Origin of the sequence: Mammaliicoccus sp. Q-M61 (assembly GCF_022386055.1) — a bacterium.
GTDB classification, from domain to species: Bacteria; Bacillota; Bacilli; order Staphylococcales; family Staphylococcaceae; genus Mammaliicoccus; species Mammaliicoccus sciuri_A.
In genome coordinates this window covers 203,340-227,673 of record NZ_JAJNJL010000004.1, presented here as the reverse complement: position 1 = coordinate 227,673, position 24,334 = coordinate 203,340, and the positions used below count along the sequence as shown (strand labels likewise).

Annotated in this window: 23 protein-coding genes; 1 reads left to right on the top strand and 22 read right to left on the bottom strand. The window is 33.6% G+C overall.

Annotation, left to right across the window (positions count from 1 at the left end; translation table 11 throughout):
* Positions 1-441: 441 nt before the first annotated feature.
* The 7 genes from eno to LQ677_RS08145 all read right to left on the bottom strand — a co-directional run bounded on the left by eno (position 442) and on the right by LQ677_RS08145 (position 7,870).
* Positions 442-1,746 carry a surface-displayed alpha-enolase gene (gene eno / locus LQ677_RS08175; RefSeq protein WP_025904549.1) on the bottom strand — a complete coding sequence of 435 codons (1,305 nt, stop codon included), beginning with the start codon at positions 1,744-1,746 and terminating at the stop codon, positions 442-444.
* A 31-nt stretch (positions 1,747-1,777) separates the two neighbouring features.
* A complete protein-coding gene (gene gpmI, locus LQ677_RS08170) occupies positions 1,778-3,310 on the bottom strand; it encodes a 2,3-bisphosphoglycerate-independent phosphoglycerate mutase (protein WP_239748269.1) in 1,533 nt (510 codons plus the stop codon).
* Positions 3,310-4,071 (bottom strand): triose-phosphate isomerase, encoded by a 762-nt coding sequence (gene tpiA / locus LQ677_RS08165; protein WP_025904547.1) that lies wholly within the window; start codon positions 4,069-4,071, stop codon positions 3,310-3,312. Before tpiA ends, gpmI begins: the two co-directional genes overlap by 1 nt.
* Positions 4,072-4,093: 22 nt before the next feature.
* Positions 4,094-5,284, bottom strand: a complete 1,191-nt coding sequence (locus tag LQ677_RS08160) for a phosphoglycerate kinase (protein ID WP_025904546.1) — start codon at positions 5,282-5,284, stop codon at positions 4,094-4,096.
* Positions 5,285-5,398: 114 nt separating this feature from the next.
* Entirely contained in the window at positions 5,399-6,409 is a 1,011-nt protein-coding gene (gene gap / locus LQ677_RS08155; protein ID WP_025904545.1) for a type I glyceraldehyde-3-phosphate dehydrogenase, read from the bottom strand.
* Between the two features lie 48 nt (positions 6,410-6,457).
* Positions 6,458-7,474: a sugar-binding transcriptional regulator gene (locus LQ677_RS08150; RefSeq protein WP_239748268.1), complete on the bottom strand. Its 1,017-nt coding sequence runs from the start codon at positions 7,472-7,474 to the stop codon at positions 6,458-6,460.
* A 150-nt stretch (positions 7,475-7,624) separates the two neighbouring features.
* Complete coding sequence (locus LQ677_RS08145) at positions 7,625-7,870, bottom strand: glutaredoxin family protein (protein ID WP_191836335.1); 246 nt, start codon at positions 7,868-7,870, stop codon at positions 7,625-7,627.
* Positions 7,871-8,312: 442 nt separating this feature from the next.
* Here LQ677_RS08145 and clpP point away from each other — a divergent pair, with 442 nt between their 5' ends.
* The gene (gene clpP, locus LQ677_RS08140; protein ID WP_025904542.1) at positions 8,313-8,903 is read left to right on the top strand and encodes an ATP-dependent Clp endopeptidase proteolytic subunit ClpP; all 591 of its coding nucleotides are present in this window, start codon (positions 8,313-8,315) and stop codon (positions 8,901-8,903) included.
* Positions 8,904-8,953: 50 nt separating this feature from the next.
* Here the strand turns inward: clpP and whiA are convergent, their stop codons facing one another.
* The 15 genes from whiA to LQ677_RS08065 form a co-directional block, all read right to left on the bottom strand.
* A complete protein-coding gene (gene whiA / locus LQ677_RS08135; RefSeq protein ID WP_025904541.1) occupies positions 8,954-9,898 on the bottom strand; it encodes a DNA-binding protein WhiA in 945 nt (314 codons plus the stop codon).
* A gap of 130 nt (positions 9,899-10,028) precedes the next feature.
* Positions 10,029-10,181 (bottom strand): hypothetical protein, encoded by a 153-nt coding sequence (locus LQ677_RS08130; RefSeq protein ID WP_185805774.1) that lies wholly within the window; start codon positions 10,179-10,181, stop codon positions 10,029-10,031.
* Positions 10,182-10,325: 144 nt separating this feature from the next.
* A complete protein-coding gene (locus LQ677_RS08125; protein ID WP_191836336.1) occupies positions 10,326-11,312 on the bottom strand; it encodes a gluconeogenesis factor YvcK family protein in 987 nt (328 codons plus the stop codon).
* Entirely contained in the window at positions 11,309-12,214 is a 906-nt protein-coding gene (gene rapZ, locus LQ677_RS08120; protein ID WP_037588755.1) for an RNase adapter RapZ, read from the bottom strand. Before rapZ ends, LQ677_RS08125 begins: the two co-directional genes overlap by 4 nt.
* A gap of 486 nt (positions 12,215-12,700) precedes the next feature.
* On the bottom strand, positions 12,701-13,648 hold the full coding sequence (trxB, locus tag LQ677_RS08115; RefSeq protein ID WP_025904538.1) for a thioredoxin-disulfide reductase: 948 nt from the start codon (positions 13,646-13,648) through the stop codon (positions 12,701-12,703).
* Positions 13,649-13,711: 63 nt separating this feature from the next.
* Positions 13,712-15,148, bottom strand: coding sequence for a tetratricopeptide repeat protein (locus LQ677_RS08110; protein WP_239704774.1), 1,437 nt, complete (start codon positions 15,146-15,148; stop codon positions 13,712-13,714).
* An 8-nt stretch (positions 15,149-15,156) separates the two neighbouring features.
* Complete coding sequence (locus LQ677_RS08105) at positions 15,157-15,639, bottom strand: acyltransferase (RefSeq protein ID WP_159315301.1); 483 nt, start codon at positions 15,637-15,639, stop codon at positions 15,157-15,159.
* A gap of 18 nt (positions 15,640-15,657) precedes the next feature.
* Positions 15,658-16,476, bottom strand: coding sequence for a prolipoprotein diacylglyceryl transferase (lgt, locus tag LQ677_RS08100; protein WP_191836338.1), 819 nt, complete (start codon positions 16,474-16,476; stop codon positions 15,658-15,660).
* Positions 16,476-17,408: an HPr(Ser) kinase/phosphatase gene (hprK, locus tag LQ677_RS08095; protein ID WP_025904534.1), complete on the bottom strand. Its 933-nt coding sequence runs from the start codon at positions 17,406-17,408 to the stop codon at positions 16,476-16,478. The genes lgt and hprK overlap by 1 nt, the downstream gene beginning before the upstream one ends.
* 132 nt (positions 17,409-17,540) lie before the next feature.
* Positions 17,541-17,867 (bottom strand): SHOCT-like domain-containing protein, encoded by a 327-nt coding sequence (locus tag LQ677_RS08090; RefSeq protein WP_126476656.1) that lies wholly within the window; start codon positions 17,865-17,867, stop codon positions 17,541-17,543.
* A 17-nt stretch (positions 17,868-17,884) separates the two neighbouring features.
* Positions 17,885-20,719 (bottom strand): excinuclease ABC subunit UvrA, encoded by a 2,835-nt coding sequence (uvrA, locus tag LQ677_RS08085; protein WP_191836339.1) that lies wholly within the window; start codon positions 20,717-20,719, stop codon positions 17,885-17,887.
* Positions 20,720-20,724: 5 nt separating this feature from the next.
* Positions 20,725-22,707 (bottom strand): excinuclease ABC subunit UvrB, encoded by a 1,983-nt coding sequence (gene uvrB, locus LQ677_RS08080; RefSeq protein ID WP_037588751.1) that lies wholly within the window; start codon positions 22,705-22,707, stop codon positions 20,725-20,727.
* A 132-nt stretch (positions 22,708-22,839) separates the two neighbouring features.
* Positions 22,840-23,070, bottom strand: a complete 231-nt coding sequence (locus LQ677_RS08075) for a DUF2198 family protein (RefSeq protein ID WP_025904530.1) — start codon at positions 23,068-23,070, stop codon at positions 22,840-22,842.
* Positions 23,071-23,078: 8 nt separating this feature from the next.
* Entirely contained in the window at positions 23,079-23,729 is a 651-nt protein-coding gene (locus LQ677_RS08070; protein WP_025904529.1) for an HD domain-containing protein, read from the bottom strand.
* Positions 23,729-24,304, bottom strand: a complete 576-nt coding sequence (locus LQ677_RS08065) for a TlpA family protein disulfide reductase (protein ID WP_037588750.1) — start codon at positions 24,302-24,304, stop codon at positions 23,729-23,731. Before LQ677_RS08065 ends, LQ677_RS08070 begins: the two co-directional genes overlap by 1 nt.
* Positions 24,305-24,334 lie beyond the last annotated feature (30 nt).

Genomic DNA, 24,334 nt, shown 5'->3' with positions numbered 1-24,334 from the left:
TTTTATTTTGAATTTAAAATCATACTTTTTCCTCATAAGAATGCACCCCAATAGTTTGATTTGTTTAGGTCAAATATTTGGGTTCACATCATCTTCTTCAATCTCGTGAGTTTACTACCTCTTTAACTCACATCTTTAGCAATCTCGTGTGTTTACTACCTCTTTAACTCACATCTTTAGCAATCTCGTGTGTTTACTACCTCTTTAACTCACATCTTCTCCAATCTCGTGTGTTTACTCCACCTTTAACTCACATATCCCGATAATCCACTCCGTTACTCACCCAACCGCTCCGACCACTCCACCCTTCCTCTATCTATTTTCTCCACCAAACACCTCCCTACTTTACCTACCAAAATTTCTATAGCAACTATAAAAAGCCCAAAAGATGTGACGACATCTTTTGGGCTTTATGTGAACCATTTTTATTTATATGCTCAATTATTTTGATAAGTTATAGAAAGCTTTGATTCCTTCGAATTTACCTGTTTCGAATAATTCATCTTCGATACGTAATAATTGGTTGTATTTAGCAATACGGTCAGTTCTTGATAATGAACCTGTTTTGATTTGGCCAGCGTTAGTTGCTACTGCGATATCAGAGATTGTAGTATCTTCTGTTTCACCTGAACGGTGTGATACAACTGCAGTGTAACCAGCTTTTTGAGCCATTTCGATTGCTTCAAATGTTTCTGTTAATGTACCGATTTGGTTAACTTTAATTAAGATTGAGTTACCGATACCTTTTTCGATACCTTCAGATAATTTTTCAGTGTTAGTTACGAATAAATCGTCACCTACTAATTGTACGCGGTCGCCGATACGGTCAGTAAGAAGTTTCCAGCCGTCCCAGTCATTTTCATCCATACCGTCTTCGATAGTGATGATTGGGTATTTGTTTACTAATTCTTCAAGGAAGTCTACTTGTTCTTCAGAAGAACGTTTAGCACCATTTTCACCTTCGAATTTAGCATAGTCGTATACGCCATTTTCGTAGAATTCTGATGCAGCACAGTCGAATCCTAAGAATACGTCTTTACCTGGTTCTAAACCAACTGCTTTGATTGCTTCTAAGATTGTTTCAACACCGTCTTCAGTACCTTCAAATTTAGGAGCGAAACCACCTTCGTCACCTACTGCAGTTACTAAACCACGAGATTTTAAGATTTTAGCTAAGTTATGGAAGATTTCTGCTCCCCAACGTAAAGCTTCTTTGAATGATTCAGCACCTACTGGTAAGATCATGAACTCTTGGAATGCGATTGGTGCATCTGAGTGAGAACCACCGTTAACAATGTTCATCATTGGTACTGGTAATTGAACACCGTTGAATCCACCAAGATATTTGTATAATGGTTGACCTAAGAAGTCAGCTGCAGCACGAGCTACTGCGATAGAAACACCTAAGATAGCATTAGCACCTAATTTAGCTTTGTTTGGTGTACCGTCTAAAGCGATCATTAATTTGTCGATAGAAACTTGTTCTAATACTGAGAATTCACCTTCAATGATTTCAGGTGCAATGATTTCGTTAACGTTTTCTACAGCTTTAAGAACACCTTTACCTAAGTAACGGTCTTTGTCTCCGTCACGTAATTCTACTGCTTCATATTCACCTGTTGAAGCACCTGATGGTACTAAAGCTCTACCAAAAGCACCGCTTTCAGTTAATACTTCTACTTCTACTGTTGGATTACCACGAGAGTCTAATACTTCGCGTGCATAAATATCTGTAATAATTGGCATAATTAAAACTCCTTTATAAATTTATAATTTATTATTTAATTAATGATTCACCAGTCATATCTTCTGGTTTTTCTACTCCAAGTAAGTCTATAAGTGTTGGTGCTAAGTCTGCTAAGCGGCCTCCACTTCTTACTTCTACCCCTTCTTTTGTCACAATAACAGGAACAGGGTTTGTTGTGTGAGTTGTCATAGGTGATTCGTCATCTGTTAACACTTCATCAGAGTTACCATGGTCTGCTGTAATGATAGCTGTACCATTCATTGATAAAATTTTATCAACAACTTCACCTAAACATTCATCTACTGCTTCAATTGCTTTAATTGTTGGTTCAAGCATACCACTATGACCAACCATATCAGGGTTCGCAAAGTTTAAGATAATTAAATCTAAATCACCTTTATCTAACTCACTGATTAAAGCATCTTTTACTTCATATGCACTCATTTCAGGTTTCAAGTCGTATGTTGCGACTTTAGGTGAATCGATTAATACTCTTCTTTCACCTTTAAACTCTGCATGATTACCACCACTCATGAAATAAGTAACATGAGGGAATTTTTCTGTTTCAGCAATTCTTAATTGATTTAAATTATTTTTCTCAGCTACTTCACCGATTGTATTTTTGATATCAACTGGTTTAAAAGCAACTTCGGCAATAACATCATCACTATAGTTTGTAAAAGTAACAAAGAATAAATCATCTAGTTTACGTTTAATTTCAAAACCTTCAAATTTTTCATTTGTATATACTTGGCTAAGTTGTGCCGCTCTATCTGGACGGAAGTTAAAGAATACCATAGCGTCATGGCTATTTACACCAGTGTTTTCTACACCTTTTTCTTCGTCTTTAACGATAAATGGCACAACAAATTCATCTGTTAGACCTTCTTGATAATTAGCTTCTACACCTTCAACTGCAGTTGCATATACAGGTCCAACGCCATTAGACATTGCATCGTAAGCTTTCTCTTCACGATCCCAACGTTTATCTCTATCCATAGCGTAATAACGACCAGAAATAGAAGCGAATTGACCTATACCTAGCTCTTTAAATTTATTTTCAGTTTCTTCAATATATTTAAGTGCTGATTTTTGATCAACATCACGTCCGTCTAAGAATCCGTGAACATAAACTTTTTTAACACCTTGTTTTTTGGCTAATTCTAATAGTGCAAATAGATGTTTGTAGTGACTGTGAACACCACCATCTGATAAAAGTCCCATTAAATGTAGCGTTGAATCATTTTTTACAACGTGATCCATTGCTTGTTTAAGTGCGTCAATTTCAAAGAAATCGCCATCTTCAATTGATTTATTGATTCTAGTTAAACTTTGATAAACAATTCTTCCTGCACCAATGTTTAAGTGACCTACTTCAGAGTTACCCATTTGACCTTCTGGTAGACCTACATCTAAACCACATGCTGATAATTCGTTATGTGGATATTTGTTGTAATATCTATCAAAATTTGGTTTGTTGGCTTGTTTTACCGCATTACCATGCTCTTCTTCACGATTAGCAAAACCATCAAGAATGATAAGTGCTATTGGTTGTTTAGCCATTATTTAGCACCTTCTAATAATGCTACGAATGAATCAACTTTTAATGAAGCGCCGCCAACTAATGCGCCATCGATATCTGATTGAGCCATATATTCTTTAATGTTTTCTGGTTTAACACTACCACCGTATTGTACACGTAAAGCATCAGCAGCTTCTTGAGAGAAAGCACCTGCAACAACGTTACGTACGTGTGCACACATTTGGTTAGCATCTTCAGAAGTAGAAGATTTACCAGTACCAATTGCCCAGATAGGTTCATAAGCGATTACTGTCGCTTTAACTTGATCTTCTGTGAAGCCTTTAAGTGCTGCTTCAACTTGACCACCTACTACTGATTCAGCTTTACCTGCTTCTCTTTCTTCTAATGTTTCACCAACACAAATAATTGGTGTCATATTATGAGAAAATACAGCTAATGCTTTTTTATTAACATCTTCGTCAGTTTCGTGGAAGTATTCACGACGTTCAGAATGTCCTAAAACGACATACTTAACACCTAAATCTTCAAGTGCTGCTGGAGATGTTTCACCAGTGAAAGCACCATTATCTTCAAAGTATGCATTTTGCGCACCAATTTGTAAGCCTTGTGCTACGCCTTCTTTAGTTAAGTTAACAAGTGCATCTAATTGTAAAGTTGGTGCACAAATTACTGAATCTACCTCATTAGTATCTGGTAATGCTGGAAGTTCATTAACAAAGTCTTTTGCTTCTTGAACTGTTTTATTCATTTTCCAGTTACCTGCGATAATTGGTTTTCTCATGATATATAAACTCCTTTTATGATTATTTTTCAGAAATTGCTTCGATACCTGGTAATGCTTTACCTTCTAGATATTCTAGAGAAGCTCCGCCACCTGTAGAAATGTGTGTGAAATCATCAGCAAATCCTAAGTCCATCGCTGCTGCAGCTGAATCTCCACCACCGATAATTGTTGTAGCATCTTTTAAGTTAGCGATTGCTTTACATACGCCAATTGTACCTTGTGCAAAGTTACTAAATTCGAATACGCCCATTGGACCATTCCAAACAACTGTATTTGAACCTTGTAGAGCTTCACTAAATACTTCAACTGATTTAGGACCGATATCCATTGCTTCTTGATCAGTAGGAATTTCATCAGCAGAAACAACTGTAATTTCAGCATCATTTGAAAATTCTTTAGCTACTTTACAATCAACCGGTAAAATAATTTTATCACCAGCACGTTCAAGTAAATCTTTAGCAAAATCTACTTTGTCTTCTTCAAGAAGTGATAAGCCGATTTCTTTACCTTGTGCTTTGAAGAATGTATATGCCATTCCTCCACCGATGATAACTTTATCAGCAATTGTTAATAAGTTTTCGATAACACCAATTTTATCAGACACTTTCGCGCCACCTAAAATTGCTACTAAAGGACGTTCAGGTTCACTTACAACGCCGCCGATAAATTTAATTTCTTTATCCATTAAGAAACCTGATGCTGTTTCAATATTAGATGCAATACCTACGTTAGACGCATGTTCACGGTGAGCTGTACCGAATGCATCGTTGATAAATACATCACCTAATGAAGCCCAGTATTTACCTAATTCAGGATCATTTTTAGATTCTTTTTTACCATCAACATCTTCGAAACGTGTATTTTCAAATACTAATACATCGCCTTCAGATAATCCGTCGATTGCGCTTTCTAACGCTTCACCACGAGTTTCTGGTACGAATGTTACTTCTTTATTTAATAATTCACTTAAGCGTTCTGCTACTGGTTTAAGTGACAATCCTTGTTTATCTTCTTCAGTTTTCACTTTACCTAAATGTGAGAATAAAATAACTTTACCGCCTTGTTCGATAATGTATTTTATTGTAGGAAGCGCTTGAACGATTCTGTTATCGTTTGTAATTGCACCATCTTTCATTGGTACATTAAAATCTGCTCTTACAAGTACTTTTTTACCTTTTAATTCTACGTCTTTAACATTCTTCTTTGCCATGACTTGTCTTCCTCCTCTAGATAATAGAAAATACTTTACGATTAAAAATAAGCGGAGAAGCGTTGTGCTCCCCGCTTACTCATAAGCATAACCTATTTAGTTCAATTATTTAAATTATTTGTTAGCTTGAGCTGCTAAATATTCTAAAGTACGAACTAATTGTGAAGTGTAAGACATTTCATTGTCATACCAAGATACAGTTTTAACTAATTGACGATCTCCAACTGTCATAACACGAGTTTGAGTTGCATCGAATAATGAACCGTAAGTGATACCAATGATATCAGAAGATACGATTTCGTCTTCAGTGTAACCGAATGAATCATTTGTAGCATTTTTCATTGCTGCATTGATTTCTTCAACTGAAACTTCTTTGTCTAATACAGCTGTTAATTCTGTTACTGAACCAGTTGCTACTGGAACACGTTGAGCTGATCCATCTAATTTACCTTTTAATTCTGGAATTACTAAACCGATTGCTTTAGCAGCACCAGTTGAGTTAGGTACGATGTTTTGAGCAGCTGCACGAGCACGACGGAAGTCACCTTTAGCATGTGGAGCATCTAAAGTATTTTGGTCACCAGTGTAAGCGTGAATTGTCATCATTAAACCTTCAACGATACCGAATTCATCATTTAATACTTTAGCCATTGGAGCTAAACAGTTAGTTGTACAAGATGCACCTGAAACGATTTCTTCAGATCCGTCTAATTCGTCATGGTTAACGTTATAAACGATAGTTTTTAAGTCACCTGATGCTGGAGCTGAAATTAATACTTTTTTAGCACCTGCTTCGATGTGAGCTGAAGCTTTGTCTTTGTCAGCGAAGAAACCAGTACATTCTAATACTACATCGATATCTAAATCGCCCCATGGTAATTCTTTAGGGTTAGGATTTTCGAAAGTTTTGATTTCTCTACCGTTTACGCGGAATCCGCCTTCGATAACTTCTACTTCGTCTTTGAAACGACCTTGTGTTGAATCATATTTTAATAAATGAGCTAACATTGCGTCATCTGTTAAATCGTTGATTGCTACTACTTCGATATTTTCAACTTCTTGTAATCTTCTAAATGCTAAACGACCTATTCTACCAAAACCATTAATTGCTACTTTAGTTGCCATTATGATGGCCTCCTTTTTATTTTTTATTCAAAAAGGTTAAATAACCTTTTATTCCAAATTGATTATTGCTTTTGCAGCACCTTCGTCGGTGATAAGAATTGTATTCTTTGGCGCAATCTCAAGATAAGCTTTTATCGCTTCTGCTTTAGATGTCCCACCTGCTACTGCAAAAATGTTTGTCTTTGTTGTTAAGTCTTCTAGTTGCAAACCGATTGTCTTAACACGATGCACGACCTCACCTTTGTCATTGAAATAATAACCAAAAGCTTCTCCGACAGCATGATGATGTTTCAATTGGCTTAATACTTCTTCAGAAGTCTTCCTTCTTTCCGCCATCTTCAGCGCATCACCAATACCGTGAATAATAAAATCTGAACGACCTATTGCATCTAGCACCTCAATAACTGCAGGTTCTTTCAGCAAAGTTTCGTATGAACTTTCACTCACTTGGTCTGGAACATACAAGACTTTATATGACCCACCTGTACGATTTGCCATACTTGCGCAAATTGTATTCGCTTGAAACACAACGTTTTCACCCAAACCACCACGCGCTGGCGTGAACAAAATGTCTTTATCTAATGGATGTAATGACTCACTTACTCTTGCCATTGTTGAACCACCAGTTACTGATACTGAAGCATGATCGTATAATGACTGTTCTAGTAATTCAGCAGTAACATTACCCATTTCTGCTTTAACCATCTCATCTAAATCCGAATTACCTCTCACTATATGAGTTTTCACACCATATCGATTAAAAATTTCTTCTTCAATATGATTAAAACTAGAATAAAGTGTTAAATAATGTGATAAAGAATCAAGCGTTTGCTCGCCTGTTTCAGTCAATTTCATACCAGTTGACCGAACGCTGATTAAATCTTGTTGTTTTAAAATTTCTATCTCAGTTCTCAATACCCGTTCAGTGACATTCATAACATCACTCAACGTTCTTCGACCTATAGGCTGCTTCTTCTCGATTGTCGATAAAATATTAAAGCGTCGATACATCTTGTCAATCAAATCAGGAACTAGTCTATGTTGTACTTTTAGTAAATCTTCCATAAACAAGTCGCCTCCTCAAAGATTAACAGATGGGCAATATCTAACCTGGGTTAGACGTTTTTCGTCCCATGCGGGTCAAAAAAATAATATCTGTTTACAGTTTTATAATACACCCCTTATATATAGAATGCAAGTTAAAAGCGTTTCCTATTATTTCAATTGATTATATGCCTCTGTCAATGTGATGAAATCAATATTTCCTTCTTGTAGAACTTGTCCATCATATTCAACAACTGGAATTCTTAACATATATTTTTCGAGTAATGAATCATCTTCTTCAATATTAATAGTATCTATTTTTATTTCATGATCGTACGATTCTTTAAAAAATTCAATTTGAATCTTAGCATCTTCACATAAACCACAATTTGTTCCAACATAAAATTTAATTGTCATCCAAATCATCCTTTACAAAGTAAGCCTCCCCGAGACGAATCGAACGCCCATTTCAAGAACCGGAATCTTGCGTGTTATCCGTTACACTACGGAGAGATAAGTCTTAATAAACACTTTATATCTACTTAATATATTGTCGATATAATAGGATTATCAACTATTAAGGAGTGAAGCAAAATGAATACAACTCAAAGGGAGTATTTCATCAGAAAAAGATGTGACTATTTTAATATAGAAGTCACACAAATTCACTGCACACAGCTCGTTGATTACGGAAACTATTATATCATTTATGCTAACATTGACAACTCATATCACAAATTCCCAGTGTATAAATCAGCTATTTAAGTTATAATATTCATCAGTAGGTCATATTTTTTGACCATGTTTGACTTTGTAGTGTATGATATGGTCATTAAGATATTCAAAGGAGGATTAACTGATGAATTTAATACCAACAGTTATTGAAACAACAAACCGCGGAGAACGCGCTTATGATATTTATTCACGTTTATTGAAAGACCGCATTATTATGTTAGGGTCAGCTATCGATGACAATGTAGCTAACTCAATCGTTTCACAATTACTATTCTTACAAGCTCAAGATTCTGAGAAAGATATTTACTTATATATCAACTCTCCAGGCGGTAGTGTAACAGCAGGATTTGCGATTTACGATACAATCCAACACATCAAACCTGATGTTCAAACTATTTGTATCGGTATGGCAGCATCTATGGGTTCATTCCTACTAGCAGCTGGTGCTAAAGGTAAACGTTATGCATTACCAAATAGTGAAGTTATGATTCACCAACCACTTGGCGGTGCACAAGGACAAGCTACTGAAATTGAAATTGCAGCTCGTCATATTTTACGTACACGTGAGAAATTAAATAAAATTTTATCTGAAAGAACTGGACAACCAATTGAAAAAATTGAAAAAGACACTGATCGTGATAACTTCTTAACAGCTGAAGAAGCTAAAGAATACGGTTTAATCGATGATGTTATGCATCCAGAAGATATTAAATAATTATATTAATAAAGAAGCACCTGAGACATGAATTGTCTCAGGTGCTTCTTTTATTGTTGAATTGTCTCGCCGTTTCTAATTTTTTCAGCCATCTCATTTAATTTACGTAATCTATGATTAATACCTGATTTAGATATTTTACCTGTGCTTACCATTTCGCCTAATTCTTTAATTGACACATCTTGATTATCTATTCTAAGTCTTGCAACTTCTCTTAAACGATCTGGCAAGTTATCAATACCAATTTCTTTATCGATGAGCTGAATGCTCTCAACTTGTTTCATTGCGGCGCTAACTGTTTTGTTCAAGTTAGCTGTCTCACAATTGACTAATCGGTTAACTGAATTTCTCATATCCCGAATAATTCTTACATCTTCAAACTTCAATAGTGCTTGATAGCCACCTATCAAACTTAAGAAATCGGAAATCTTTTCAGCTTCTTTCAAATAACTGATAAATCCTTTTTTGCGCTCTAATAATTTAGCATTTAAATCATATTGATTCATGAGTGCGGTTAAATCTGCTGAATGTTCTTCGTATAATGAAAAGATTTCAAGATGATAAGAAGAAGTCTCTGGGTTATTAACAGAACCCCCTGCTAGAAATGCACCTCTTAAATAACTTCTTTTACAACAATCTTTTTGTAAAATATCTTTATCTATTTCATGTTTAAACATGCCATCTTGTAAAATACCAAGCTCATCTAATATTTCTTTAGCTTTTACTTTTATTCGACTAATATATATATTATTTTTCTTAAGTTTCATTTTCTTTCTCACTAATAATTCAACTTCAACACCGAAGCATTTTTTTATTAATGAAAATATTCGACGTGCTATCGCTGCATTTTCAGTTTGTACATTTATAACAAATTGCTGATTAGATATACTTAAATTACCGTTCATTCTAATCAAAGCTGAAAGTTCTGCCTTGGCGCAACAATCATCTACTTCAATTCTTGTTAATTCATTTTTCATTTCTGAAGCAAAGCTCACAGCAGATCATCCTTTCTTAGTTTATACGCACATAAAAATAATGATATGCCAAAAGACATATCATACGTTTTGCATCTATTTCATATTACATGGAATAGCCGGGCGTATCAAGTTTTTAAACTTGAACTTTTTATGTTTTACTTGAAGGTTCTTTAATAACACCAAATAAAATCATCGCCAAGCCAATGATTAAAAATGAAATACCTATCTGCTGATTTGCGATTAAACCTATGAGTAAAAATATACAACCTAATATCACCATTAATATTTGAACACTTTTCATGACCCATCACCCCGAATTGAAAACCCTTACATTTATATTACTCGATTTCCATAAAAAAATGAAGCAAATTAGACATGAATGATTGTCTCATTTGCTTCATTTAATATTAATTTTTACGTTTGTCTGTTTTATCTAGACAAAACTTTATTTATCTTTCTTATATTGAATTGTACTGATTTCTCTCAAGGCGATTTCGTAAATGAGTTGTGCCAACACTTTATTGTTATGTCTAATGTATTGATGAGGTGTAATACTTACTAATTCATTATCATGAATGCACTGTACACCCATTTCTTTTAATTTCTCACCATCAAATTCAACTTGTTTAGCTTCTTCTTGTTCATATCTTAATAAGATATCTTTATCGAAACGCTTATTTTGACATATTACAAAGTCAATAAATGATGCGCCTACATGGTCATGAATAGCTTTAACATGGTCACTTACTGAATAACCTGTTGTTTCACCTTTTTGAGTCATAAGGTTACATACATATAATCTTTCCGCTTCAGTATTAACAATTGCATCTTTAACTTTATTCAAAATTAAATTAGGCATTATACTTGTATATAAAGAACCTGGTCCCATTACAATTAAATCCGCTTCTTCAATTGCATCTATTGCTTCTTTCATCGGTTCAATATCTTGAGGGGTTAAAAATACTTTTTCAATTTTCTTATCTGTCTTAGGAATTTTAGATTCTCCGACAATGATTTCACCATCTGACATAACTGCATTCAGTACAACACTTCTCGTTGTTGATGGAATGACTTGCCCTTTAATATTCAACAACTTACTTAATTCTTTTACAGCATGTCCAAAATCATCCGTAATATTTGTCATGGCAGCTAGCAATAAATTTCCGATTGAATGACTGCCAAGTTCTTCTTCTTCAAAACGATATTGGAATAACTTTTCAAGCATTGGTTCTGTGTCACTAAGTGCTGCTAATACGTTTCTGATATCGCCAGGGGCAGGTATATCCATCACATCACGAATTTTACCAGTACTACCGCCATCATCTGCTACAGTTACAATGGCGGTAATATCTATTGGATATTCCTTTAACCCTCTTGCTAATACAGAAAGACCGGTTCCTCCGCCAATTAAGACGACTTTTAATCTTTTCATGTTCTTGGCTTACTTTCAATATGTGCATCGCGATGTGATGTATACACAACATAGTCAAAGTTCTCTTTAATATCTTCCCCTAAACGTTTCGCAAGTGCTACAGATCTATGTTGACCACCCGTACAACCGATTGCAATCGTCAATTGGGATTTCCCTTCTTTCTTATAACCTGGCAACATAAACATTAACAGATCACTAAACTTTTTATAAAATGTATTCGTTTCTTTCCATTTCATCACATATTGATAAACTTCATCGTCGAGACCAGTCATAGGTCTTAACTCTTCAACATAATATGGATTTGGCAAAAATCGTACATCAAAAACTATATCTGCATCAATAGGCATACCATGTTTGAATCCAAAGCTCATCACTCTTACTTGAAATGTTGTAGAAGGATCTTCTTCAAATGCTTCTACAAGTTCTTGTTTCAATTCTTTAGGTTTCTTTTCAGTCGTATCAATCACAAAGTTACTGATACCTTTAATATCACTTAATAAAGATCTTTCTCTTTCAATTGCAGATAATAAACTACCTTCCTCACTTAAAGGATGTGTTCTTCTTGTTTCTTTATATCTAGAAATTAATTTTTTATCGCTCGCTTCTAAAAACAAAATATCTACTACTACTTTTTTCTCACTTTGTATATAATCTAATTCATCTCTTAAATTTCCAAAGAAATCCTTACCTCTTAAATCGATACCAATTGCAACTTTTGATAAAGAAGGATTACCCTGATCCATTAAATCAACAAATTTTTGCAATAATATAGGCGGTAGATTATCAACACAAAAATATCCTAAATCTTCTAAAGCTTGTAGCGCGACTGATTTACCCGCACCGGACATTCCTGTAACCACGAGAAGTTCATTTTTTACATTAGTTTTGTCGATAGGTTGCATAACAGTTCTCCTTTAACGATCATATATACTTTTATCTTACATGATTACACCACAAAAAACATTAAATAAATGGCCAATACTAGTGTATCTTTCCCGTAATATTAAGGTAATAATCACTTATGAAATAGCATCGATTATATTGATGTTTCGTTTTCGGGTCGATATTTATTTTTATCGGACTGAAAATCCTGTTTTCGGGTCGGTAAATTTTTTTATCGGTCCATATTCTCTATTTCTGGACCGGTAATTTTATTTATCGGTCCATATTTTCCGTTTCTGGACCGGTAATTTTATTTATCGGTCCATATTTTCCGTTTCTGGACCGGTAATTATTTTTATCGGTCCCTATTCCACATTTCTGGACCGGAAATTTTCCGTATCGGTCCATATTTTCCACATCCGGACCTACCGATAATCACATTCCGCACCTACCATCCACATAAAAAAAGAGGCGGGACATGTGTCCTCGCCTCTTCACTACTCAAATTATATTAATTGTTCTTCGTCTTCTAATGATTCGATATATGCTTGTGCATTTTGTGCTGCGATACTGCCGTCACCTGTTGCTGTAACGATTTGACGTAATGTTTTTTCACGAACATCGCCTGCTGCATATACACCTGGTACTTTAGTTTCCATTTCATCATTTGTTTCGATATAGCCATTTTCATTTAAAATGCCTAATGATTCAAATGGTTTAGTTAATGGTTTCATACCGATATAGATGAATACACCATCAGCTTGGTGTTCTGACTCTGATCCATCTTCAGTTGAAACTAATGTTACTGATCCTACTTTACCATCTTTTTCATTAATTGTTTTTAATGTTGTGTTCCAAATGAAATCAATTTTTTCATTTTTAAATGCACGGTCTTGAATGATTTTTTGAGCTCTTAATTCGTCTCTTCTGTGAACAATTGTAACTTTGTCTGCAAATTTAGTTAAGAAAATACCTTCTTCGACAGCTGAATCTCCGCCACCGATTACATATAAGTTTTTCCCTTTAAAGAATGCACCGTCACATACTGCACAGTAACTTACACCGCGTCCACCTAATTCTTGTTCACCTGGTACACCTATTTTTTTGTACTCTGCACCAGTTGCAATGATAATTGCACGAGCTGTTAATGTTTTGTCACCCATATTTACAACTTTATAAGAACCTTTATCTTCTATTTCTTTAATGTCACCATATTCATATTTAGCACCAAATTTTTGTGCATGTGTAAACATTTTAGTTGATAAGTCTGGACCTGTTATTAAATCAAAGCCAGGGAAGTTCTCTACATCTTCAGTGTTTGCCATTTGTCCACCTGGCATACCTCGTTCTATCATTACAGTTGATAAATTTGCTCTTGAAGCATACACTGCAGCAGTCATTCCTGCTGGTCCAGCCCCAACTATAATTACATCATAATCTACTTGTGTAGTCATTTATAAACTGCCTCCTCTTATTAATTCAGTAGAATTGTACATCATAATCATTACTATTCATAACTATATGCTCAAAATAGCATTGATCGCTTTATTCAAGCGATACGTCGTAATATGAAATGTATCTTTAATCTCTTTTTTAGTTATTTTTTGATTTACCATCTTTAAATAAATATAAATGGATGCTGCAACATAATGTTCAACTTGTTCAATCGATTCATTATCTGCAATGAGCATTTCTGCATGTTCAATCCATGATACAAAAATCTCTTTACCATATTTTTGATATATGGATTGTTCAATAAGCTTCATACCTTTATCAATAAAGCCTAACTTGTTTAAATGTAAATCTTGAAAAGTATACGTTATATATAACCTTTCATAGTCTGGTAAACTTTCTAGAACTTCCCATATTTCATGAGACATAACGAGTTCTCTATGTTTCATATGCCCTAATAAAAAGATGCCATATAACCTATATCGATAGTCTTCGTCTTTTAATAAAGGTAACACATGACGGTCTAACATATCTTTGAGTTCATCAATTTTCCAAGGTGGCAATTGACTATGATATTGTACACTATCTTCAAATCTTTGCCAATGTCTTTTCGCTTCATCTAAATATCCTAAATGATAGAAGTTGTAACTTAAGGCGTGGTGTAATTGTGGCGTAGCAGCTTGTGCTTTTTTTAGAAGAGGCACTAATAATTGATTAGAAGGTTTATGCTTTCCTAAATAGCTTAGAACAACACCCAATTTAAAAGATTCTTCATCATTAATAGGATGTAATTTACTTAATTGATTCAGATATTGCTCATAACGTTCTAGCTGTTGCGTGTTGTATAGCAATAACGTCATATGACATAAAGCGTAAATATCAGAAGGATTATCTTCCAATATCGTTTGTAACAATATCTCCGCTTCGTCATATTGACTATTGTATAACATAGACATCGCTTTTAAATTCATAATATGTTTATCTTCTTGTAATTTAGCACGTTGTCTATCAATATAATCATTCGCTTCTTGTAACCTGCCATGTGAAAATAAGTATTGAAAAATATGTTGAATCACAAATCTTTCCGCTTCTTCTTCCACAATTGTTTGATCATTATACTTTACTTCAAACATTTGAATCATTTCTTCAAAATAATCTTGGTCGTCCTCTTCTGTTACATATCTTAACCCAAATAAAAATGCTTTATTAGGTTCATTCGTCTTTATATACATTTGACTTAAATAAAAATAATAATCTGTCACAAAATTTTCTTTCACAATTTGATCGAACATCATTTCTTCTGCTTGAGTATTTTTATTTAGCTCTACAAGACATTCAGCATAAGGCGGTATAATCACAAAATCATTAGGTGATAGTTCAAGCGCTTTTTTAAATAAAGACTCGGCATATCCGAAATCTTGTTCTCTCATTTTTTCCATTGCTTTATGATAATAGAAGTCTTTATCAAACTTTACGTGTATGACATTTGAATTTTCTCCCAACGACTGACTCACCGCCTTTTTTTAAGTTCCATAGGATTGCCATATGCCATCATATCATTAGGTACATCTTTCGTCACGATTGTACCACTTGCTATAACAGCATTATCACCTATACTCACACCTGCAAGTATAGTGGCATTTGCACCAACTAAGACATTATCTCCAATGTTTACACGGCCAATTCTATATTCTTCGACTAAATATTCATGACATAGAATGGTTGCATTATATCCTATTACACAGTTTTTACCGATAGTGATAAGTTCAGGATACATAATATCAGGCGTTGCTTTAAATGCGAAAGCTGTCTTTTGACCAACTTTCATCTTGAGCCCTTTTCTGTATAGAAAATGTTTCCATTTAACACTCGGTAAATATCTACTAATTTCAATGATAATAACATTTTTAAATACTTTTATAAAACGTACTGTTTCATACATTTTCCATAATGGATTCGCACCATTTACTTTTTTAGTCTTTAATGCTCTCACGTAAACACTTCTTTCACATTAGTTATGATAATAACCTTTAACATCTCTGAATTTTTTCGGATTATAACGTACTCTTCTATAAATAATACAAATAATAGAAACAACAATTATCACAATAGAAATAACTTGAGCGATTCTTAAATGTTCAGTAAGCATCAAGCTATCCGTTCTTAAACCTTCTATATAGAATCTACCAATTGAATAATAAATTAAATAAGCAAAGAATGTCTCACCAATTTTCAAGTTAGGTCTAATGAGTAGTAAAATGATAAACCCAACTATATTCCAAATGGATTCATATAAAAATGTTGGTTGATAATAAATACCGTCTATTTGCATATGGTTAATGATAAATTCAGGTATATGTAAATTCTCAAGAAAACTACGTGAAACAGGTCCACCGTGCGCTTCTTGATTCATAAAGTTACCCCATCTACCAATTGCTTGTGCCAAAATGATACTTGGCGCGACAATATCAACCATTTGGAAGAATGACAAATTCTTTTTACGACAAATGATGAACCCTGTTAAAAAGGCACCAATCAATCCACCATGAATAGCTATACCACCATTCATAATAAGAGGTATTTCTGCTAAATGTTGACTGTAATAATCCCATTCAAAAGCTACGTAATAAATACGTGCACAGATAATTGCCATTACGACACACCATATAATTAAATCTATAAGTGATTCTTCTTTTATTCCAACTTTTTTAGCAGTTCTTTGTGCGATTAGATATCCAATTAATATACCGGAAGCAATGATAATACCATACCATCGTATTGCTAGCGGTCCTAATTGTATCGCTACGGGATCAATGCCTAACACTTCCATTATTCATTCTCCTTACGTGCATTTTTCAAAATTTCTGCATTAAGACGATTATTAAACTCTTCAGCAGTATTAATTCCCATGTTGTTTAATCGATAGTTCATCGCAGCAACTTCAATAATAACTGCTAAGTTTCTACCCGGTCTAACAGGAATCGTCTTTTTAGTTATTTTTGAGTCTAAGATTTTTAAAGTTTCTTCATTCAATCCAACTCTGTCATATATTTTTTCTTTGTTCCATGTTTCTAAATTGATGTTTAACTTGATTCTTTTCTCCATCAAGATAGATCCCGCACCAAATAAAGTCATAACGTTGATAATACCAAGACCTCGTATTTCAAGTAAATGTTCAATAATCTTCGGTGCTTTACCGATTAATTCGTTTTTATTAATTTCTTTAATTTCAACATTATCATCGGCAACAAGTCTGTGACCACGTTTAACAAGTTCTAATGCCGTTTCACTTTTACCGACACCACTATCACCTGTAATTAATACACCTACGCCATAAACATCGACGAGAACGCCATGCAATGATGTTTCAGGTGCTAGTTCACGCTCTAAATATCCGGTTACTTGCCCCATCAATTTAGTCGTTGAAGACTCACTTTTTAAAAGCGGTGTATTATTTTCATTACAACTTTGAACGAGTTCTTCTGGTGCATCTAGACCTCGTGTGATAATAATAGCTGGTGTTTCAGGTCTACATAATTTAGCCATTCTACCTTTTTTCTCTTCATCAGGCAACAAATTATAAAACGACAACTCAGTTGTACCTAATACTTGAATTCTATCTGATGAATAATGTGAAAAATACCCAGCCATTTCTAGACCAGGACGTGATATATCCGTTTCTGTTATTTTACGATGTAAGCCATTTTTCCCGGCAATAACTTCCAAATTAAATTGCTCTATTAATTTACTACTTGATATCATAGGGTTCACCTCTAGGTTAATATATGTTAATTCTAATGAACTTTAACCTTAACTGCAATCATTATCAATATTACAACAGTTTCTGCAAATATAAAAACCCTAGAAACGTTTTATCGTTTCTAGGGAATAAATTTAAATATCTTTATTTTGGTCGTTATTTTTATTGAAATTTCTAATGATATTTCTTAAAGATTCATCTAATTGTTGAATAGGATCTTGACCTGTTCCTTCATTATCCTTAAACTTCTTTTCAAATTCAGTTTTCCCTGATTTGGCAGTTGTCTTAAATTTATCTAACAAGTCTTCAAATAAATTTTCAACATTTTCTTTAGATTTCTTATCAAATGGTGATGATGATTTTTGATTATGAGATGTTGCATCAAGTAATTTTACCGCTTCATCAACAGTAATTTTCCCACCTTCAATAAGGTCTAAAATTTTTAATTGTACTTCGTTCATAAATAACCCCTCCTGGTTTATGATCGATCTCGTTCTAAAATTGGTTTTAAGTATTTACCAGTGTAAGATGCTTCAACTTCTACAATGTCTTCTGGTGTTCCAGTAGCTATAATTTCACCGCCACCATCTCCACCTTCTGGACCTAAATCTATAATATAGTCTGCTGTTTTAATGACATCTAAATTATGTTCAATAATGATGACAGAGTCGCCATTTTCAACGAGTCTATTTAACACACTTAATAAACGTTTAATATCATCTACGTGTAAACCTGTTGTCGGTTCATCAAGTATATATAATGACTTACCATTAGATCGTCTATGAAGTTCAGAAGCAAGTTTCACACGTTGTGCTTCACCGCCTGATAAAGTTGTTGCGGGTTGACCTAGTTTAACATATCCTAAACCAACGTCTACTATTGTTTTTAATTTTCTATTTATCTTAGGTAAACTTTCGAAAAAGTGATAAGCATCTTCTACTGTCATTTCTAATACATCAGAAATACTTTTTCCTTTATAAGTGACTTCTAATGTTTCTCTATTATAACGTTTTCCATCACAAACTTCACATGGTACGTATACATCTGGTAAGAAATGCATTTCAATTTTAATGATGCCGTCACCTTTACAAGCTTCACAACGGCCACCTTTAACATTAAAACTAAATCTTCCCTTTTGATAACCTCTCACTTTTGCCTCATTCGTTTGGCTAAATACATCTCTAATGTCATCAAATACACCTGTATAAGTTGCAGGGTTTGAACGTGGTGTTCTACCAATTGGTGATTGGTCAATATCTATAATTTTTTCAATTTCATTTACACCTTTTATAGATTTATGTTCACCTGGTTTTGTTTTCGTATTATACAATTGCTTTTGTAAACCTTTGTACAATACTTCATTAACTAATGAACTTTTACCAGAACCTGAAACACCTGTTACACATGTCATAACTGATAATGGGAAGTCTACATCGACATTTTTCAAATTATTACTTGTCGCGCCTTTAACAGATATTTTACGTTTCGTAACTTTTCTTCGTTTAGATGGTACAAACACTTTTTCTTTACCACTTAAGTATTTACCTGTTAAAGATTGTTCATTTGCCATCACTTCTTCAGGTGTACCACTCGCAACTACTTCACCACCATGTACACCTGCTTTTGGACCTATATCAATTAAATAATCCGCAGCTTTCATCGTATCTTCATCATGTTCAACGACAATTAATGTATTACCCATATCTCTCATAGATTTCAATGTATCAATTAAGCGATCATTGTCTCTTTGATGTAAACCAATAGAAGGCTCATCAAGCACATATAACACACCAGATAATCTTGAACCGATTTGAGTTGCCAGTCTAATACGTTGTGCTTCCCCACCAGATAAAGTACCTGATGCTCGATTAAGTGTTAAATATTCTAAACCTACATTATTTAAGAAAGATAATCTTTCATGAATTTCTTTTAAGATGAGCTTCGCAATTTTACGTTCTGTTTCATCTAAATCTAAATTATCAAAATGTTTGATTGCATTATAAATTGAATATCTGACTACTTCACCGATATGTTGGCCATCAATTTTGACAGAAAGTACTTTTTCATTTAAACGATAACCATCACATGTTTCACAAGTTTTTTCGACCATGTATTTTTGCATCACTTCTCTAACGTATTCAGATGGTGAATCATGGTAACGACGTTCTATATTATTTAGTACACCTTCAAAAGCCATCGTTCTTTTTCTTTCTGTTTTAACGCCATAATCTTGATTAAATTTAAATTCTATTTCATCATCATGACCTCTTAAGACGATGTTCTTTTCTTTTTTCGTTAATTTATTAAATGGTTTATCCATATCGATTTTAAAATGTTCACAAGCTTGTTTTAATAAAGTTGGATAATAATTAGAACTGATTGGTTGCCATGGCAAAATGGCACCTTCATTTAAACTTAATGTCTTATCTGGCACGACTAAGTCAACATCTACAGTTAATTTACTTCCTAAGCCATCACAAGATGGACAAGCACCAAACGGATTGTTAAATGAGAACATTCTAGGTTCTAATTGGTCTACTGAGAATCCACAAATCGGACAAGCATGGTGTTCAGAAAATTTAATTTCATCACCTTCAATAATATCAGCAACTGCATTACCGTCAGCTAATTCTAGCGCTGTTTGTAATGAATCAGCTAATCTTGCTTCAATACCTGGTTTAATGACAAGTCTATCAATCACGACATCAATAGAATGATTTTGATTTTTGTTTAAATCTGGAACATCATCTACATCTAAAATATCGCCATCTACTTTTAACCTTGCATAGCCTTTTTTAGCAATGTCTTCAATCAATTTCTTATGTGTTCCTTTACGCCCTGAAACGATTGGTGACAGAATTTGTATTTTTGTTCTTTCTTCTAATTCCATAACTTGATCGACCATTTGTTGAACCGTTTGTGATTTAATTTCAATACCATGGTTAGGACATATTGGTCTACCAACTCTTGCATATAATAGTCTTAAATAATCATATATTTCAGTCACGGTAGCAACAGTTGATCTTGGGTTTTTACTTGTTGTCTTTTGATCAATTGATATCGCTGGAGAAAGACCATCAATTAAATCTACATCTGGTTTATCCATTTGTCCTAAAAATTGTCTCGCATAGGCACTTAATGATTCTACATATCTTCTTTGGCCTTCTGCATAAATCGTATCAAATGCTAAAGACGACTTTCCTGAACCAGATAATCCAGTCATAACAACAAGTTGGTCTTTAGGTATTTCTATATCTATATCTTTTAAATTATGTGCTCTTGCACCTTTTACGATGATGGATTTGTTTTTCATCTCAGTCACCTTTCTGCTTTTAGTTCAAATAATATATCTCTTAGTTCAGATGCACGCTCGAAGTCTAAATCTTTCGCAGCATCTTTCATTTCTTTTTCTATGCGCTCGATTGTCTTTTCTCTTTCTTTTTTTGTAAGTTTCTTAGGCGCTTTTTTAGTATCTTTTTCGGTTACTTCATCCGTTTCTACTGTTGCTGATATGACATCACGTATTTTCTTGTTAATTGTTTGTGGTGTAATATTGTGTTCTTCATTGTACGCTTCTTGAGTAGCACGTCTTCTACTTGTTTCATCTAATGCTGTTCTCATAGAATCTGTAATTTTATCAGCATACATAATCACTTTACCTTTATCATTACGCGCAGCTCGACCAATCGTTTGAATCAACGAACGCTCTGATCTTAAGAAACCTTCTTTATCTGCATCCAAAATTGTAACCAGTGAAACTTCTGGGATATCTAAACCTTCTCTTAGTAAGTTAATCCCAACTAATACATCATAAACACCCATTCTTAAGTCTCGAATAATTTCTATTCTTTCTAATGTCTTTATTTCTGAATGTAAGTAATTCACTTTAATGCCGGCTTCTTTTAAATAAGTCGTTAAATCTTCACTCATTTTTTTAGTTAACGTTGTAATTAATACACGTTCATTTCTTTCTATTCTTTCATTAATTTCAGCCATTAAATCATCTATTTGATTTTCACTTGGTCTGACTTCAACAATCGGATCCAATAAACCTGTAGGACGAATGATCTGTTCGACCATTTCATCAGTATGTTCAATTTCATATGGTCCCGGTGTTGCTGAAACATAAACCAATTGTTTCGTTTTTTCTTCAAACTCTTCAAATTTAAGCGGTCTATTGTCTAAAGCACTTGGTAATCTAAAGCCGTGTTCGACTAAGACATTTTTTCGCGCTTGGTCACCATTATACATACCTCTAATTTGAGGAAGTGTTACGTGAGATTCATCAATCATCACTAACCAATCATCACCAAAGTAATCTAATAAAGTATATGGTGTAGAACCTTTTGGTCGTAACGTTAAATGCACAGAATAGTTCTCAATACCTGAACAAAAGCCCATTTCTCTCATCATTTCTAAATCATAATTCGTTCTTTGTTCAAGTCGTTGAGCTTCTAGAAGTTTATTTTCTTTTCGAAGTTCAGCCAATCGTTCTTCAAGTTCTTTCTCAATACGCTCAATCGCAACTTTCATTTTTTCTTCACGTGTTACGAAGTGAGACGCGGGATAAAATAGAAAATGCTCTCTTTCAGCAATAACTTCTCCTGTTAAGTAATTCACTTCTCTAATTCTATCGATTTCATCTCCAAAGAACTCTACTCTGACACATAGTTCATCACGTGATGCTGGAAATATTTCTACAACATCTCCTCTAACTCTAAATGTACCACGTCTAAAATCTATATCATTTCGTGAATATTGGTTATCGACAAGTTTTCTTAACAGTTCATTACGTTCCATTTCCATACCGACACGCGTACTTACAACTAAGTCTTTATATTCTTCTGGATTACCTAAACCATAAATACAGCTGACACTCGCAATAACGATAACATCATCTCGTTCAAACAATGCACTAGTAGCTGAATGTCGAAGTTTATCAATTTCATCATTTATAGAGGCATCTTTTTCAATAAAAGTATCTGTTTGAGGTACATATGCTTCAGGTTGATAATAATCGTAATAACTTACGAAGTATTCTACTCTATTCTCAGGAAAGAATTCTTTAAACTCACTATATAGCTGTCCAGCCAACGTTTTATTATGTGCAATAATCAATGTAGGTTTACCGACTTCTTTGATGACATTACTCATCGTGAATGTTTTACCTGTACCTGTCGCACCTAATAAAGTTTGATGTCTCTTGCCTTCGTTAATGCCTTTTACAAGAGATTTAATTGCTTCTGGCTGATCCCCTTGAGGTGAATAGTCAGAATGTATTTTAAAAGGAAAATGTTGCATAGGAACCTCCTCATTTTCTGTAATATATATATTTATTTTATCAAAAATTTGTAAAAATGACCAAACATTTGTTCGTTAATTTTAAAATTACATACAAATAAGAGGAAAAATCTAAATGATTATTCCTCTTATCTATCTTGATTCAATTTTATCTATTTTAAGTGTATCAACTATATAAAAGCCTGCTACTAAACTCAGTACATCTAACAACATAATAAGCTCATTGTTAAAAAAGCCTTTATAAACAGAAACACCAATTATAATGCTGGATACAAGTAATCCAATCCATTTATTTTGAGCAATTTGCGTGAAAATAATAACCATTAAACAAGGAAGAAACAAAGCTAGAATCGGCCAAATCATTCAATTCACTAACTCCTTTTTGTTTCACGTTTCTCAAGTATCGTCATTGTTATCTCTCTTAACTCTGAACGTGGTATAAATTTTTCTTGTAACATATCAGGTATAATATGTTGAATAAAATCTTGTACAGATGCTAAATGATCAAATTGCATGATTGTTTCCAATGAACTTTCATAAATTTCGAAGAATAAAGGTTCTGGATTTCTCTTTTGAATTTCACCAAAAGATTCATACAATAAATCAATTTTATCAGCAACACTTAATATTTGCCCTTCTATACTATCATCTTTACCCTCTTGTAGTCTATGTCTATATATATCTTGATATTGCTCAGGAAATTCTTCTGTTATAAATTTATCGATCATCTCTTCTTCAACTTGAGAGAATAATTTTTTAATTTCATAAGACGCATATTTCACAGGTGTCTTAATGTCACCTGTAAATATTTCAGGATAATCATGGTTCAAAGCTTTTTCATATACAAGTTTCCAGTCTATTTCTTGACCATTTTGTTCTTCTACTGTTGCTAAATATTGCGCTATTTTCGTTACTTTAAAGGAATGTGCTGCAACATTATGGTCTTGATACTTAAATTTACCTGGACATCTTACTAATTTCTCTAAATCAGACAAACTTTTAAAATATTGATGTACCCCCATTAAATTTCCTCCTTAACTTGTGTAACTAAGTTGTTTAGTGTCTTTTCAGATAATTCACCTAAATAGACTTTTTTGATTTCGCCATTTTTATCTACAAATAAAGTTGTAGGTATATTATACGATTTATATTTTTCTAGAAAATCATCTTGCGCAACGTAAACATCGTAATTCACATTTACATCGTCCATTAATTGTTTAGCTGGTTTTCGTTTATCTTTAACATTTAAACCAACTAATTCGACACCTTTATCTTCGTGCTTTGCATATTTTACAAGTTCAGGCATTTCTCGTTTACAAGGGTCACACCAAGAGGCAAATAAATTAATAACTGTAATATCATTTTTAGATGTTACCTCTTTTAATTGTTTTGATTTTTCAGTTGAAAAAACATTTACAGTTTCATTATTTACATTCATGCCTGTAGCTGGATGACTGTTTTGAAACGATTGTTTCCCTTGTTGCTCTTTAAACTGTTCGTTCGTTTGAAACTTATTTATATCTAATACTTTATAAACACTGATACTAATAATCAATAACAAAAGTATAACTAATATGATTTTTAACCTTTTTTTCATGTTTTCAAACCTCTACACTAACATTTACGT